Origin of the sequence: Kocuria sp. LUK (assembly GCF_021012935.1) — a bacterium.
Taxonomy (GTDB): domain Bacteria; phylum Actinomycetota; class Actinomycetes; order Actinomycetales; family Micrococcaceae; genus Kocuria; species Kocuria flava.
In genome coordinates this window covers 500,378-514,580 of the sequence record NZ_JAJMZI010000001.1, presented here as the reverse complement: position 1 = coordinate 514,580, position 14,203 = coordinate 500,378, and the positions used below count along the sequence as shown (strand labels likewise).

13 protein-coding genes are annotated in these 14,203 nt (G+C 75.9%); 8 read left to right on the top strand and 5 right to left on the bottom strand.

What is annotated here, in order from left to right:
* Positions 1–3 precede the first annotated feature (3 nt).
* Complete coding sequence (locus LQU92_RS02380; protein WP_230660685.1) at positions 4–786, bottom strand: hypothetical protein; 783 nt, start codon at positions 784–786, stop codon at positions 4–6.
* Between the two features lie 194 nt (positions 787–980).
* A complete protein-coding gene (gene sepH, locus LQU92_RS14850; RefSeq protein WP_255666940.1) occupies positions 981–2,210 on the bottom strand; it encodes a septation protein SepH in 1,230 nt (409 codons plus the stop codon).
* Positions 2,211–2,500: 290 nt separating this feature from the next.
* On the opposite strand from sepH, the gene LQU92_RS02370 reads away from it, so the two are divergent.
* Positions 2,501–2,800, top strand: a complete 300-nt coding sequence (locus LQU92_RS02370) for a DUF4193 domain-containing protein (RefSeq protein ID WP_058858605.1) — start codon at positions 2,501–2,503, stop codon at positions 2,798–2,800.
* 177 nt (positions 2,801–2,977) lie between these two features.
* Here LQU92_RS02370 and LQU92_RS02365 read toward each other — a convergent pair whose 3' ends face one another.
* Positions 2,978–3,481 (bottom strand): DUF3093 domain-containing protein, encoded by a 504-nt coding sequence (locus tag LQU92_RS02365; protein WP_101852501.1) that lies wholly within the window; start codon positions 3,479–3,481, stop codon positions 2,978–2,980.
* 137 nt (positions 3,482–3,618) lie between these two features.
* On the opposite strand from LQU92_RS02365, the gene dut reads away from it, so the two are divergent.
* From dut to LQU92_RS02345, 4 genes are all read left to right on the top strand, one after another.
* A complete protein-coding gene (dut, locus tag LQU92_RS02360; RefSeq protein ID WP_308071570.1) occupies positions 3,619–4,047 on the top strand; it encodes a dUTP diphosphatase in 429 nt (142 codons plus the stop codon).
* Between the two features lie 100 nt (positions 4,048–4,147).
* Positions 4,148–4,840, top strand: a complete 693-nt coding sequence (locus tag LQU92_RS02355; protein WP_230660419.1) for a DUF3710 domain-containing protein — start codon at positions 4,148–4,150, stop codon at positions 4,838–4,840.
* A gap of 3 nt (positions 4,841–4,843) precedes the next feature.
* Positions 4,844–5,248 carry a hypothetical protein gene (locus LQU92_RS02350; protein WP_230660416.1) on the top strand — a complete coding sequence of 135 codons (405 nt, stop codon included), beginning with the start codon at positions 4,844–4,846 and terminating at the stop codon, positions 5,246–5,248.
* A 64-nt stretch (positions 5,249–5,312) separates the two neighbouring features.
* Complete coding sequence (locus tag LQU92_RS02345; RefSeq protein WP_230660413.1) at positions 5,313–6,029, top strand: DUF3159 domain-containing protein; 717 nt, start codon at positions 5,313–5,315, stop codon at positions 6,027–6,029.
* A gap of 16 nt (positions 6,030–6,045) precedes the next feature.
* On the opposite strand, the gene LQU92_RS02340 is transcribed toward LQU92_RS02345, so the two are convergent.
* Both LQU92_RS02340 and LQU92_RS02335 read right to left on the bottom strand, forming a co-directional pair.
* Positions 6,046–6,735, bottom strand: coding sequence for a TrkA family potassium uptake protein (locus LQU92_RS02340; RefSeq protein ID WP_230660410.1), 690 nt, complete (start codon positions 6,733–6,735; stop codon positions 6,046–6,048).
* Positions 6,735–7,472 (bottom strand): TrkA family potassium uptake protein, encoded by a 738-nt coding sequence (locus LQU92_RS02335; RefSeq protein WP_058858611.1) that lies wholly within the window; start codon positions 7,470–7,472, stop codon positions 6,735–6,737. Before LQU92_RS02335 ends, LQU92_RS02340 begins: the two co-directional genes overlap by 1 nt.
* Before the next feature lie 248 nt (positions 7,473–7,720).
* Here LQU92_RS02335 and LQU92_RS02330 point away from each other — a divergent pair, with 248 nt between their 5' ends.
* From LQU92_RS02330 to LQU92_RS02320, 3 genes are all read left to right on the top strand, one after another.
* Positions 7,721–9,739 carry an APC family permease gene (locus LQU92_RS02330; protein WP_101852497.1) on the top strand — a complete coding sequence of 673 codons (2,019 nt, stop codon included), beginning with the start codon at positions 7,721–7,723 and terminating at the stop codon, positions 9,737–9,739.
* Positions 9,736–11,130 carry a class I SAM-dependent RNA methyltransferase gene (locus LQU92_RS02325; RefSeq protein ID WP_230660407.1) on the top strand — a complete coding sequence of 465 codons (1,395 nt, stop codon included), beginning with the start codon at positions 9,736–9,738 and terminating at the stop codon, positions 11,128–11,130. The genes LQU92_RS02330 and LQU92_RS02325 overlap by 4 nt, the downstream gene beginning before the upstream one ends.
* Before the next feature lie 167 nt (positions 11,131–11,297).
* Entirely contained in the window at positions 11,298–14,120 is a 2,823-nt protein-coding gene (locus tag LQU92_RS02320; protein WP_230660404.1) for an aconitate hydratase, read from the top strand.
* The last annotated feature ends 83 nt before the right edge of the window (positions 14,121–14,203 follow it).

Sequence of the window (14,203 nt, the reverse complement as noted above, 5' to 3'; positions counted from 1 at the left end):
GGCTCAGTCCCCGGCGTCCGCCCCGGGCCGGTCCTCGCCGGTCTCCCCGGCGGGATCCTGTGCGTCCGCGTCCTGTTCGTCCGCGTCCGGGGCGTCCTCGCCGCCCGCCCCGGGGAGCTCCTCCTCGGCGCCCCCGGCCGGGGACGTCGCGGGCGGGGCCGTCGGCTCCTCCGGCGCCGGGGGCGGGGGCGCCGGGGCGGGCGGCGCGGGGGCGGGCACCGGGGCGGGTGCCGGCGGGGGCGGCGGCGCCGGTGCCACGGGCTCGGGCACGGGCGGCGGCGCGGGGGCCGGCTGCGGCGGCACGTACGGCGCGGGGGCGACCGGCTCCGGGGTCGGGCTCGGCGTGGGGGTCGGGGTGGCCGTGCGCGTGCGCGCAGGCGTCGGCGAGTGCGTGGGGGACGGCGCGGTGGTGACCTCCGGGGCGGGGACGAACTCCGCCTCCCGCCCGGCGCCGAAGAGGTCGCGGCCGACGCCGCCGAGGTAGAGGGCCCCGAGCCCGGTCAGCAGCACGAGCACGACCGCCCCTGCCACCAGCCCGGCGACGAGCCCTCCGGGGGCGGGGGCCTCCGGTGCCCCCGCCCCCGGGGCGGCGGCCGCGGGACCGGAGGACGGCGGCGCTGCGGCGGGGGACCGGTCGGGGTCCTCGTCGACGGCGCCCAGCCCGCCGAGCAGGTCCAGGCCCTGGTCGGCGTCGGCGGCGCCCGCCGGCCGCGCGGGTGCGGCCGGTCCCGGCGAGGCGTCGAAGTCGTCCTCCCCGAAGAGATCGTCCTGGATGGAATTGGCCATGCCGTGCAGCCCCTGACGCGGTCTCGTCCTCTGCCGGGCGCGCCAGGTGGGGGAGCGCGCGGGTGCGGGGCCGCGGCGCGGTCCCCTGCTGGGTGCACTGTAGCGCGCCGCCGGCCCGGGACCCGGCAGGGCGCGCGCTGCCGGGCGGGGCCGGGCCGCGGGCAGGGGCGGCGGACCGCCCGGTGCTGCCGGACCTACTGGTCCGAGGAGCTCCCGAAGACGATCTCGTCCCAGCTGGGGACGGAGGAGCGGGTGGAGCGGCGGGACTTGCCGGTGCGGTTGCGCGGGCGCGGCCGCGCGGAGGACCCGTCGTCCCCGGGGTCCGTGCCCGTGCCGCCGTCGGCCGGTCCGTCCTCGCCGCCGGATTGCGGAGCGGCGGGCGCGGGCGCGTCCTCGGCCGCCGGCTCCGGGCCGGCGCCGTCCACCCCGGTCCCGGCCGCGGGGGACGCCTCCGGCCCGGGGACGGAGGGCTGCGCACCGGGCTCGGCCCCGGACTCGGCGGGGCGGGGCGGGGCCGCGGGGCCGGCCGGGTCCGGGAACTCGGTGGCCGGCTGGTAGGGGCGGTCGAAGACCGGCAGGTCCTCCGGGGCGGCCAGCGGGCGCGGCCGGCGCTCGGAGCGGCCCATCCCGCGCCCGAGCAGCTCGGCGAGGGCGTCGTCGCCCTCCTCGTCCTCGCCGATGCGCTGCCCGCGGCGGGACTGCAGGACGTCGAGCAGCTCGTCGGCCTCCACGGCGGGGCGGCGCAGCGGCGCCGGGGCGGTGTCCGCGCCGCCGGGCAGCACGCCGAGGGCGGCGGCGACGGGGGTGTCCGGGCGCGGGGGCTCCGTGAGCGCCTCGGCCCACGCGTTGGCCGGGCGGACGCTCTGGTTGGCCGGGTTGTACAGCCACTCCGCGGGGGGCTCCTCGCCGGGTCCGGCCGCGGGGTCGTCGACGGCGAAGCGGGCCACGACCGTCCACAGCTGGTCCTCGCGCTGCCACGAGTCCCACTCCAGGCTCGCGGGGTCCACCCCGAGCTGGCCCGCGCGGTGGGCGACGGCCCGGCCCAGGGTCAGGGGCTCGCCCTCGAAGACGGAGTGGTAGCCGCGGTGGGCGGTGGGGTCGTCGATCTCCACCTTCTGGGCCTCGGTGGCCACGTGGGCGCGCTCGGCGAGGATGGGCCACTCGTAGCGGCGGACCCGGGCGGCCTCCCACCCGCTCTCGGCGACGATCTCCTCCACGGTGGCCCCGGCGCGGAACCGGGCCTGGATCTCGCGGGGACCGAACTGTCCTGCGCCGCGGGGCCGGCCCCCCGGCAGCCGGCGGGCGCGCTGCACCGCGAGGCGCAGCTCCTGGTCGATCCGCAGGAGGCGGCGCGTGCCCGTCCCGTCCTCGAGGACGAGGTGCTCGCCGTCGTCGTGCACGCCTGCCAGGCGCAGCTGCTCCATGCTGTTCATCCTCCGGTGGGTCTGTGGGGTGCGCCGCGGCGGTCGGCGGGGCGGCAACGGGCCGACGGCGTGCTCCCCGCGCGGCGCCCCCATCCTACTGGCCGGAGCGCGGGCCGGGAGGGGCCGTGCGGCACCGTCCGGGAGCGGTTCCGGGGCGTGCTCCGGGACGGTCGCCACGGTTGGATTTTTGACCCCGTTTGGTGAACAATCTACGCGATACAGGGCCGGGCGGGCCTCTCCGACGCCCCGCCGGAGCCCATCCCCGGACCCATTGGAGCAAAGACCTCACCATGGCCACAGATTACGACGCGCCGCGCAAGCAGGACGACGAGCTCAAGGAGGACTCGATCGAGGAGCTGCAGACGCGCCGCAGCGACTCGCAGTCGGGCAGCGTCGACGAGGACGAGGCGGCCGCGGCCGAGAGCTTCGAGCTGCCGGGGGCCGACCTGTCCAACGAGGAGCTCTCCGTGGTCGTCCTGCCCGCGCAGGAGGACGAGTTCACCTGCGGCTCCTGCTTCCTGGTGCGCCACCGCTCGCAGATCGCCGAGGAGAAGAACGGCGTGAAGTACTGCGTCGAGTGCGTGGGCTGAGACCCCGCCGCGCTCCCCGGGCGGCCCTGCGCGGGCCGGTGCGCCACGAGAACCCCGCCGCGACGGACGTCGCGGCGGGGTTCTCGTCCTGCACGGGGCCTGCACGGGGGACGTCCGGGCGGGCCCGGCCGCCCTGGGCCCGGCCGCCCTGGGCCCGGCCGGTCGGGGCCCGGTCGCTCAGGGGCCGGTGAGGACCTCGACGAGCCGCTCGGGGTGGCGGGTGGAGGTCAGCCAGTAGGGGGTCGGGTCGACGGGGTCGGTGATGCGGATCCGCACCAGCGGTCCCACGGAGGCGCGGAAGTTCATGTAGGCGCGCCCGTCGAGCTCCGGGCCGCGCACCCGGCGCACGTCGTCGCCGCGGAAGGCCTCCGCCCCGCCGACGAAGCGGCGCTCGATGCGGGCCCGCCCCACCTGCAGGTGCTCGTCCGTGACGACGATCGACCGGCTCGAGGTGACGAGCAGGACACCGGCGCCGCCGGCGGCGACGACCGCGGCCACGACGGCGACGACCATGTCGATGGGGGCCAGCGAGACGAGCACGACGACCCCGGCGAAGAGCACGAGCAGCCACATCCACCACGCGGGGGTGAGGCGCTCCTCGTAGAGCACCCCGCCGGCGGAGGAGGGGCGGGTGCGCGGGGCGTCGGCGGGACCGGGGTCGGAGGGTGCGGGACGGGACATGCCCCGATTCTCTCACGAGCACCGCACGACCTCTTCCGCCGCCCGCGCCGGGGCGGGGAGGGAGCGGGCTAGAGTGGGGCACTGTGAACGACCAGTCGACAGCCCACCGGCCGCCGGCCACCCGGAGCCCCCTCCGCGTGGCGCTGCAGGCCCTCGACCCCGACCTGCCCCCGCCCGCCTACGCCCGGCCCGGCGACGCGGGCGCGGACCTGCGCTCGCGCGTGGACCTGGTCCTGGCCCCGGGCCGGCGCGCCCTCGTGCCGACCGGGATCGCCGTGGCCCTGCCGGAGGGCTACGCCGGCTTCGTCCACCCGCGCTCGGGCCTGGCCGCCCGCCACGGCATCACCGTGGTCAACGCCCCGGGGACGGTGGACGCCGGCTACCGGGGCGAGATCATGGTCACCCTGCTCAACACCGACGCGGAGCAGCCCTTCGAGGTGCGCCGCGGCGACCGCATCGCCCAGCTGGTGGTGCAGCGCGTGGAGCAGGCGCAGTTCGAGGTGGTCGCCGACCTGCCGGACTCCGCGCGCGGCGCCGCGGGCTTCGGCTCCAGCGGCACCGCCTGAGGACACCCCCCCCGCACCCGGTCCCGCCGGCGCCCAGCGAGGGCGCGGCGGGCCGGCCCAGGAGCCGGCACCCGCTGCCGACGGAGGAGCAACGAAGAACATGTTCGGTCGCAAGAAGAAGCAGCCGGTCACCGGCGCCGCCGACCCGGCCCCCGCCGCGCCCGAGCCCGCGGCCGGGGACGGGCGCGAGGACCCGAAGGGCCCGCGCGACGCCGCCCGGGTGCCGGACCGCGAGGGCTATCTCGACCTCGGGGCGCTGCTCGTGAAGCCGCGCCCGGGACTGGGCGTGCGCCTGGAGATCGACGAGCGCAGCCAGCGCCCGCGGGCCGTCGCCCTCGACCTCGGCGGCGGCTCCGTGCAGGTCCAGGCCTTCGCCGCGCCCCGCTCCGAGGGGCTGTGGGACGAGGTGCGCCGCGAGCTCGTCCAGTCCCTGCGCGAGGGCGAGGGCGAACCCACGGTCGAGGAGGGCCCCTTCGGCCTCCAGGTGCTCACCCGCTTCCCCGCGACCGCCTCGGACGGCACGCGCGGCTACCGCCTGGCCCGCTTCGTGGGCGTGGACGGCCCGCGCTGGTTCGTGCGCGCCGTGTTCACGGGCACGGCCGCCGTGGCCGACGAGGCCGGGGAGCTCGAGGAGGTCGTGCGCGAGCTCCTGGTCGTGCGCGGCGAGGACCCCATGCCCCCGCGCGACCTCATCCCGCTCACCGTCCCCGAGGGCGCGGTGCGCCGCCCCGCCGGGGAGGAGCCCCCGGCGGCACCGCCCCGGCGCGGGCCCGAGATCACGGAGATCGGCTGAGCCGTGACCGTCCTGCACCGCACCGCCGACCTGCCCGCGACGACCGGAGGGACCGGCGCGATCGACGTCGTCACCGAGGCGCCGGTGTGCGCCGCCGACCTCGACCCCGCCGTGGCCGGGCGCGCCCGGCGCCGCCGCGTGATGGCCAGCGGCCTCGTCCAGGAGGTCACCGTGCCCCCGGCCTCGGGCGCGCAGAACTACACCGCGCTGCTCGTGCCCGAGTGCGCGCCGGCGGAGGGCCCCGGCCGGGCCCGCCCCCTGCGGCTGGTCTGGCAGGGCCAGCGGCAGGTCCCCGGCGTGGGGGCCGGCACCCGGCTGCGCTGCGTGGGCGTGGTGAGCTTCCGCGACGGCCGGCCCACGATCTTCAACCCCCGCTACGAGATCATCGCCAAGCAGGTCAGCAGATAGGCAGGTGCCCCATGCGGCAGACCCTCCCCGCGCCCACCGCCGAGCCGACGGACCGGGTCCCCCGGTGAGCGGCGAGCGGGCCCCCGGGCCGGAGCGCCCCGGGCGCGACGACGTCGAGCGCTCGGTCGCGGCCTACGCGGCCCGCTCCGGCATGCGCCGCCGCGACGACGGCCAGCTCGACGTCCTGCACGCCGTGGGCGGCTGGCGGGGGCTGGCCGAGACCGTCCTGCCGGGGCTCGTCTTCCTCGTCGTGCTCCTGGTCGGCGGCGCCCTGGGACCGGCGCTGACCGCGTCCCTGGGGGCCGCCGCGGTGTTCACGGTCCTGCGCCTGCTCCAGCGGCAGAGCCTGGTGCAGGCGCTGTCGGGGTTCGTGGGGGTGGCCGTGTGCGCCCTGTTCGCCCGGGCCACGGGCGAGGCCCTCGACTACTACGTGCCCGGCTTCTGGATCAACGCCGCCTGGTTCCTCGGCCTCGGGGTCTCCCTGGCGGTGGGGTGGCCGCTGCTGGGGGTCTTCTACGGGTTCGTGCGCGGGGAGGGCACCGAGTGGCGGGCCGTGCCGGTGCGCCGGCGCGCCTACCGGGTGGCCACGCTCATGCTCATGGCCATGTTCGCGGCGCGGCTGCTCGTGCAGGTCCCGCTCTACCTCGCCGAGAACCTCACCGGGCTGGGCGTGGCCCGGATCGCGATGGGCGTGCCGCTGTACGCGCTCACGCTGTGGCTCGCGTGGCTGGTCTCGCGGCCGCCGGAGCAGATCGCCGCCGAGGAGCAGGACGGGATCTGACCCGCGCGGCTCACCCCTACGGGGCCGGGTCCTCGTGCGGGCGCCGGTCGGCGGTCGTGAACATCGCCCGCAGCTGCGCCTCGCCCTCGGCGCTGGAGACGAAGAACAGCTGGTCGGCGCCCTCGAGGACGTCGTCGCCCGAGGGGGTGATGGGCACGCCGTCGCGCAGGATCGCCACGAGCGAGACGTCCGGTGGCCACGGCACCTGGGAGACCATCGTGGCGATCACCGGGTGCTCGTGGGGGACCGTGTAGGCCGACAGCGAGGCCCCGCCCGTCTGCAGGGTCAGCAGCCGCACGACGTCGCCGACCTCGACGGCCTCCTCGACGAGCGCGGTCATCAGCCGCGGCGTCGACACGGCGACGTCCACGCCCCAGGCGTCGTCGAAGAGCCACTCGTTCTTGGGGTTGTTGACCCGCCCGACGGTGCGCGGCACCCCGAACTCGCTGCGCGCCAGCAGGGACACCACGAGGTTCGCCTTGTCGTCGCCGGTGGCGGCCACGACGACGTCGGTGTCCTCCAGCCCGCCCTCGCGCAGCGTCGAGAGCTCGCAGGCGTCGCCGATGATCCACTGGGCCCCGCGCAGGTCCGAGCGCCCGATCACCTCGGGCTTCTCGTCGAAGATCACGACCTCGTGGCCGTGGGACAGCAGCTCCCGGGCGATCGAGGCGCCCACGGCGCCCGCGCCCACCACGACCACCCGCATCAGCCCTGCCTCCCGTCGTCCTCGGCCGCCCCGTCGGCGTCGCGCCGCAGGGAGTTGGCGAGGTCCAGCACGTCGGGGGAGGGCGGCCGGGACAGGATCCGGGAGACGGCCTCGACCTCGTCGGTGCGCATCATCGCGTGCACCACGTCGCCGCGCTGGTAGCTGGTGTCGGGGCCCGGCAGGACGCCCTCCCCGAAGCGGGTCACGAACGCGACCCGCACCCCGGCGGCCTCCTCGATCGCCTCGAGGTGCAGTCCCGACCACGAGTCGTCGAGGGAGAGCTCCCCGAGCTGCAGCCGCCCGGAGGCCTCCCGGTAGTCGCCCGTGATGGTCTGCTCCGGCAGGATCCGGCGCAGCGCCTGGTCGGCGCTCCAGCGCACGGCCGCGACCGTGGGGATGCCCAGGCGCTGGTAGAACTCCGCGCGGTTGGGGTCGTAGATGCGCGCCACCACGCGGCGGACCTTGAACGTCTCGCGCGCCACGCGCGCGGCGATGATGTTGGAGTTGTCCCCGCTGGAGACCGCGGCGAAGGCGTAGGCCTCCTCGATCCCCGCCCGGCGCAGCACGTCCCGGTCGAAGCCCACACCGGTGACCTTCTTCCCGCCGAAGTCGCGGCGCAGCCGCCGGAAGGCGCGGTCGTCCTGGTCGATCACCGCCACGGTGTGCCCGGAGTCCTCGAGGGCGTGGGCGACCATCACGCCGACCCGCCCGACTCCCATGACTACGAAGTGCGCCATGGGCCCCAGCCTAGGCCACCGCCGGGGACCCCCGGCGCCGCCGGTGCGCCCGTGCGGGACCCGTGCGGGGGAGGAGCCGGCGCCGCCCGGGCGCCCGGCCCCGCGGGCCGGGCGCGCGTCCGGCCGGGCCGCGCCGGCGCGGGGGGGCCCGCGGCGGAGCGGTCCCGGGCCCGAACAGGACGGGCCCGGGACCGCCCGGCGGAGGGGCCGGCGGACAAGCGGGGCGGGAGGGGCTACCGTGGGGTGCCGTGCAGAGCATTCCCCGGGCGCTGAGGCGTGCACTCGTCGGCAAGCCCATCCACAGCGAGCGGGCCGGTGAGGCGGTGCTGCCCAAGCGCACGGCGCTGCCCGTGTTCTCCGCCGACGCCCTCTCCTCGGTGGCCTACGCCCCCGACGAGATCATCCTCACCCTCGCCCTGGCGGGCACCACCGCGATCGCGGTCTCGCCCTGGGTGGGCCTGGCGGTGCTCGTGGTGCTGGCGGTCGTCATCACGGCCTACCGGCAGAACGTGCACGCCTACCCCTCCGGCGGGGGCGACTACGAGATCGTCTCGAAGAACCTCGGCCGCACCGCCGGCGTGGGCGTGGGCGCGGCGCTGATGGCCGACTACGCCCTCGTCGTCGCCGTGTCCATGGCCACGGGCGCCCAGTACGTCACCGCCGCGCTGCCCGGGCTCGCCGACCGGCGGGTCGAGCTGGCCGTGGCCGGGATCCTGCTCGTGGGCCTGCTGAACCTGCGGGGCCTCGCCTTCGTGGGCCGGGCCTCCGCGGTGCCCACCTACTTCTTCCTCGCCGTGCTCGCCGCGCTGATCCTCACGGGCCTCGTCCTGGACCTCACCGGCGGGCTGGGCCCGGCCCCCAGCGCCGGCTACGAGGTGCTCCCGGCCGCCGGGCACGACGCCGGGCTGGCCGGGCTGGCCGGGGCCCTCGTCGTGCTCCGGGCCTTCTCCTCCGGGGCGGTGGCCCTCACGGGCGTGGAGACCATCACCAACTCCGTGCCCTACTTCCGCAAGCCCCGCGCCGCCAACGCCGCCGCGACCCTCGGGGTGCTCGGGGCGCTCTCGGCCGCCCTGCTGGCCGGGGTGCTCTACCTCGCCGACCGCACCGACGTGGTCGTCGTCGCCGACCCCGACCAGCAGCTGCTCATCGACGGCAGCCACCCGCCCGCCGACTTCTACCAGTACCCGGTGCTGGGGCAGCTGGCCCGCACCGTGTTCGGCACCGACTCGCTGTGGTTCTACGTCCTCGCGGCCGCGACCGTCGCGGTGCTCGTGCTCGCCGCCAGCACCGCCTTCTCCGGCTTCCCCACGCTCGCCTCCCGGCTGGCCCGCGACGCCTTCCTGCCCCGGCAGCTGCAGGCCCGCGGGGACCGCTACGCCTTCACCAACGGCATCGTGGTGCTGCTGCTCGTGGCCGTGGTGCTCACCGTGGCGTTCGAGGCCAGCGTCAACCGGCTGATCCAGCTCTACATCGTCGGGGTGTTCTTCTCCTTCACCCTCACCCAGGCCGGGATGCTGCGCCACTGGTCCCGGGTCCGCCGCGCCCGCCGCAGCCCCGAGGCCCGGCGGGCGCTGCTGCCGCGCCGGGCCGTGGCGCTCGTGGCCTTCGTGCTGTGCGCGGCCGTGCTCGTCGTGGTGCTCGTGACCAAGCTGACCCAGGGCGCGTGGATCACCCTCGTGGCCATCGCCGCCCTCGGGGCCGTGATGGCCGGGATCCGCCGCCACTACGACGCCGTGGACGCCGAGCTCGCTCTCGAGCCCGACTCCCCGGTGCGGGCCCTGCCCTCGCGCGTGCACGCCGTCATCTACGTCTCCTCCGTGCGCAAGCCGCTCATGCGCGCCCTCGCCTACGCCCGCGCCTCCCGGCCCTCCACCCTCGAGGCCGTCGTGGTCGACACCAACGCCGCCGCCACCCGCCGGATCCTCGACGAGTGGCAGCGCCTGGAGATCCCCGTGCCCGTGACCGTGCTGCACTCGCCCTACCGGGACACCATCGGGCCCGTGGTCGACCACGTGCGCGGGGTGCGGCGGAAGTCCCCCCGGGACCTCGTGGTCGTCTACCTGCCCGAGTACGTGGTGCGCCGGCGCTGGGAGCGGCTGCTCCACAACCAGGCCATCCGGCCCCTGCGCGCCCGCCTGCACCAGGAGCGCGGCGTGATGACCGCCTCCGTGCCGTGGCACCTGTCCACCGCCCAGGGCCGCGACGTCGGCCCCGAGTCCGCCGCCGCCGGCCCCCGCCGCGCCCCCGAGCAGGAAGACCGCCCGTGACCCCTCCCGCCCCCGCCGACCCCGCCGGCACCCCGCCCGCCGAGCTCGAGCTGCGCCTCGGGCCCGTCGCCCACGGCGGGCACACCGTCGCCCGCACCCCCGAGGGGCGTGTGGTCTTCGTCCGCCACGGGCTCCCGGGGGAGCGCGTGCGCGTGCGCCTGACCGACGCCGGGGAGTCCGCCCGCTACTGGCGCGCCGACGTGGTCGCCGTCCTCGAGGCCGACCCCGCCCGCCGCGAGCGGCACGTCTGGGCCCCCGCGGACTCCCTGCGCACGTGGGCCGAGGGCCGCCCGCCCGTGGGCGGCGCCGAGCTCGGCCACGCCGCGCTGCCCGCCCAGCGGGCGCTCAAGGCCGCCGTGGTCGCCGAGCAGCTGCGCCGGCTCGCGGGCCTCGACGGACCCGTGGAGGTCGAGCCGATGCCCGGGGAGGACCCCGAGGGACTCGGCTGGCGCACCCGGGTCCACTTCGCCGTCGACGCCGCCGGGCGGATCGGCATGCACCCCCACCGCAGCACCGCCGTCGTGCCGGTGGCCGACTTCCCGCTCGCGCTGCCGGGGATCGGGGCCCTCGGGCTCGCCGGGCTGGACCTGCGCGGGGTCGAGCGGGTGGACGTGGCCGCCCCCGTCGACGGCGGCGCCCCGCTGGTCCACCTCGAGCTGGCCGCCGGGGCGGACGAGGACCGGCTGCGCCGCGAGACGGCCCGGCTGCCCGCCGGCACCTCCGTGGCCGCCCGCCCGCACGGCGCGGCCCGGCCGGCCCCCTGGGCGGGCCGGCCCGCCGTCGTCGAGCACGCCGGCGACCACCGGTGGGAGGTCTCCGCCGGGGGCTTCTGGCAGATCCACCGGGCCGCCCCGGAGCTGCTGCACCGGCTCGTGCCCGCCGCCGCCGCCCCGCAGCCCGGCGGCACCGCCCTGGACCTCTACGCCGGGGCGGGGCTGTTCACCGCGGCGCTCGCCGACGCCGTGGGGGAGACGGGCACGGTCGTGGCGGTCGAGGGCTCGCCCGTCACGAGCGCCGACGCCCGGCGCACCTTCGCCGGCCGTCCCGCCGTGCGCGTCGAGCGCGGCAGCGTGGACCGCGTGCTCGCCCGCCTGTGGCCCGACGCGGGCCCGGTGCCGCGCGGCCGCCGCCGCGCCCGCCGCGGCGCGGGGATCCCCCGACCGGGGGCCGTGGTCCTGGACCCGCCCCGCGCCGGCGCCGGCCGCGAGGTCGTGGACCGGCTGATCGCCCTCGCCCCCCGCCGGATCGCCTACCTCGCGTGCGACCCCGCGACCCTCGCCCGGGACCTCGGGCGGTTCCGGCGCGCCGGCTGGCGCGTGCGGCAGGTGCGCGCCTTCGACATGTACCCCAACACCCACCACGTCGAGACCCTCGCCGTCCTCGAGCCCTGAGCCCCTCCGGGCGGCGCCTCCGTGACGCCCGCCCGGAGGGGCGCTCCGTGGCGCCCGTCGCACACGGGCTACACTGGCCAGTGACTGTTCACGGGAGAACGCACGGCGGTGTGCCGGGTCCCTCCCGTGGGCGTTTCCAAGACGGTGGCGAGAGGAGTTCCACGCACATGAGCACGGTGGACAGCTTCGGAGCCAAAGGCGTCCTCGACGTCGACGGCACCGAGTACGAGATTTTCCGACTGAACGCGCTGGAGGGGGCCGCGAAGCTCCCGTACAGCCTGAAGGTTCTGCTCGAGAACCTGTTGCGCACCGAGGACGGCGCCAACATCACCTCCGAGCACATCCGGGCCCTGGCGGAGTGGGACGCCGAGGCCGAGCCGAGCATCGAGATCCAGTTCACGCCCGGGCGCGTGATCATGCAGGACTTCACCGGCGTGCCGTGCATCGTCGACCTCGCCACCATGCGCGAGGCGGTCGCGGACCTCGGCGGCGACCCCTCGCGCGTGAACCCGCTCGCGCCCGCCGAGCTGGTCATCGACCACTCCGTGCAGATCGACGCCTTCGGCACCGCCGACGCGATCGAGCGCAACATGGACATCGAGTACCAGCGCAACGGCGAGCGCTACCAGTTCCTGCGCTGGGGCCAGACCGCGTTCGACGACTTCAAGGTCGTGCCCCCGGGCATGGGCATCGTCCACCAGGTCAACATCGAGAACCTCGCCCGCGTCGTGATGACCCGCGAGGTCGACGGCGCGCTGCGCGCCTACCCCGACACCTGCGTGGGCACCGACTCCCACACGACCATGGAGAACGGCCTGGGCGTGCTGGGCTGGGGCGTGGGCGGCATCGAGGCCGAGGCCGCGATGCTGGGCCAGCCCATCTCGATGCTCATCCCGCGCGTGGTGGGCTTCAAGCTCACCGGCGAGATCCCCGCCGGCGCCACGGCCACCGACGTGGTGCTGACGATCACCGAGATGCTGCGCGAGCACGGCGTGGTCGGCAAGTTCGTCGAGTTCTACGGCGAGGGCGTGGGCGCGGTGCCGCTGGCCAACCGCGCGACCATCGGCAACATGAGCCCCGAGTTCGGCTCCACCGCCGCGATCTTCCCGATCGACGACGTCACCCTCGAGTACCTGCGCCTGACCGGGCGCTCCGACGAGCAGGTCGCGCTCGTCGAGGCGTACGTCAAGGAGCAGGGGATGTGGCACGACTCCTCTGAGGAGATCACCTTCTCCGAGTACCTCGAGCTGGACCTCTCCACCGTGGTCCCCTCGATCTCCGGGCCCAAGCGCCCGCAGGACCGCATCGCCCTGACCGAGGCCAAGGCGCAGTTCCACGAGGACATCAAGAACTACGCCACCCACGTCGACGACGCCGCCTCCGGCGACACCGTGGACGACGTCGCGGCGCAGTCCTTCCCGGCCTCCGACGCCCCGGGCTACACCGCGGACGACCACCAGTCCGAGGCGGACCGCCCGCGCGAGCACCACGCCCACGCCGAGGACGACCGGCCGGTCAAGCAGGTCCCCGTGACCATGCCCGACGGCCGCGAGTTCGAGCTGGACCACGGCGCCGTGTCGATCGCCTCGATCACCTCGTGCACCAACACCTCGAACCCCTCGGTGATGATGGCCGCGGCCGTGCTGGCCCGCAACGCCGTCGAGAAGGGCCTCAAGGCCAAGCCGTGGGTGAAGACCTCGATCGCCCCGGGCTCGAAGGTCGTCACCGACTACTACGAGAAGTCCGGGCTCGTCCCGGCGCTCGAGGAGCTCGGCTTCTACATCGTCGGCTACGGCTGCACCACCTGCATCGGCAACTCCGGTCCGCTGGAGGAGGAGATCTCCCAGGCGATCCAGGACAACGACCTCGCCGTGACCTCGGTGCTCTCGGGCAACCGCAACTTCGAGGGCCGGATCAACCCGGACGTGAAGATGAACTACCTGGCGTCCCCGCCGCTGGTCATCGCCTACGCCCTGGCCGGGAACATGGACTTCGACTTCGAGACCGAGCCCCTGGGCCAGGACGCGGAGGGCAACGACGTCTACCTCAAGGACATCTGGCCCGACCCGGCCGAGGTGCAGAAGATCATCGACTCCTCGATCGACACGGAGATGTTCACCCGCGAGTACGGGACCATCTTCGACGGCGACGAGCGGTGGCAGAACCTGGACACCCCGACCGGCAAGACCTTCGAGTGGAACGAGCAGTCCACCTACGTCCGCAAGCCCCCGTACTTCGAGGGCATGACGATGGAGACCACCCCGGTGGAGGACATCACGGGCGCCCGGGTGCTGCTGAAGCTGGGCGACTCGGTCACCACCGACCACATCTCCCCGGCGGGCTCCTTCAAGTCCGACACCCCGGCCGGCAAGTACCTGATCGAGCACGGCGTGGAGCGCAAGGACTTCAACTCCTACGGCTCCCGCCGCGGCAACCACGAGGTCATGATCCGCGGCACCTTCGCCAACATCCGGATCAAGAACCAGCTGCTGGACGGCGTGGAGGGCGGCTTCACCCGCGACTTCACCCGCGACGGCGGCCCGCAGGAGACCGTCTACGACGCCGCGATGAACTACAAGGAGGCCGGCGTCCCGCTGGTCGTGCTGGGCGGAAAGGAGTACGGCTCCGGGTCCTCGCGCGACTGGGCGGCCAAGGGCACCTCCCTGCTGGGCGTCAGGGCCGTCATCGCCCAGAGCTACGAGCGCATCCACCGCTCCAACCTCATCGGCATGGGCGTGCTGCCGCTGCAGTTCCCGGCCGGCGAGTCGGCGGAGTCGCTGGGCCTCGACGGCACGGAGAGCTTCGACATCCAGGGCGTGACCGCGCTCAACGAGGGCACCACGCCGAAGACCCTGAAGGTCGTCGCCACCAAGGAGGACGGCGCCACGGTCGAGTTCGACGCGGTCCTGCGCATCGACACGCCGGGCGAGGCGGACTACTACCGCAACGGCGGCATCCTGCAGTACGTGCTGCGCCAGATCGCGAAGTGATCCCCGCCGGCCACCGCCGGTGAGCAGCGCCCGGAGGGCCCGGTCCGCACGGACCGGGCCCTCCGGCCTGCCCGGGCCCGTCG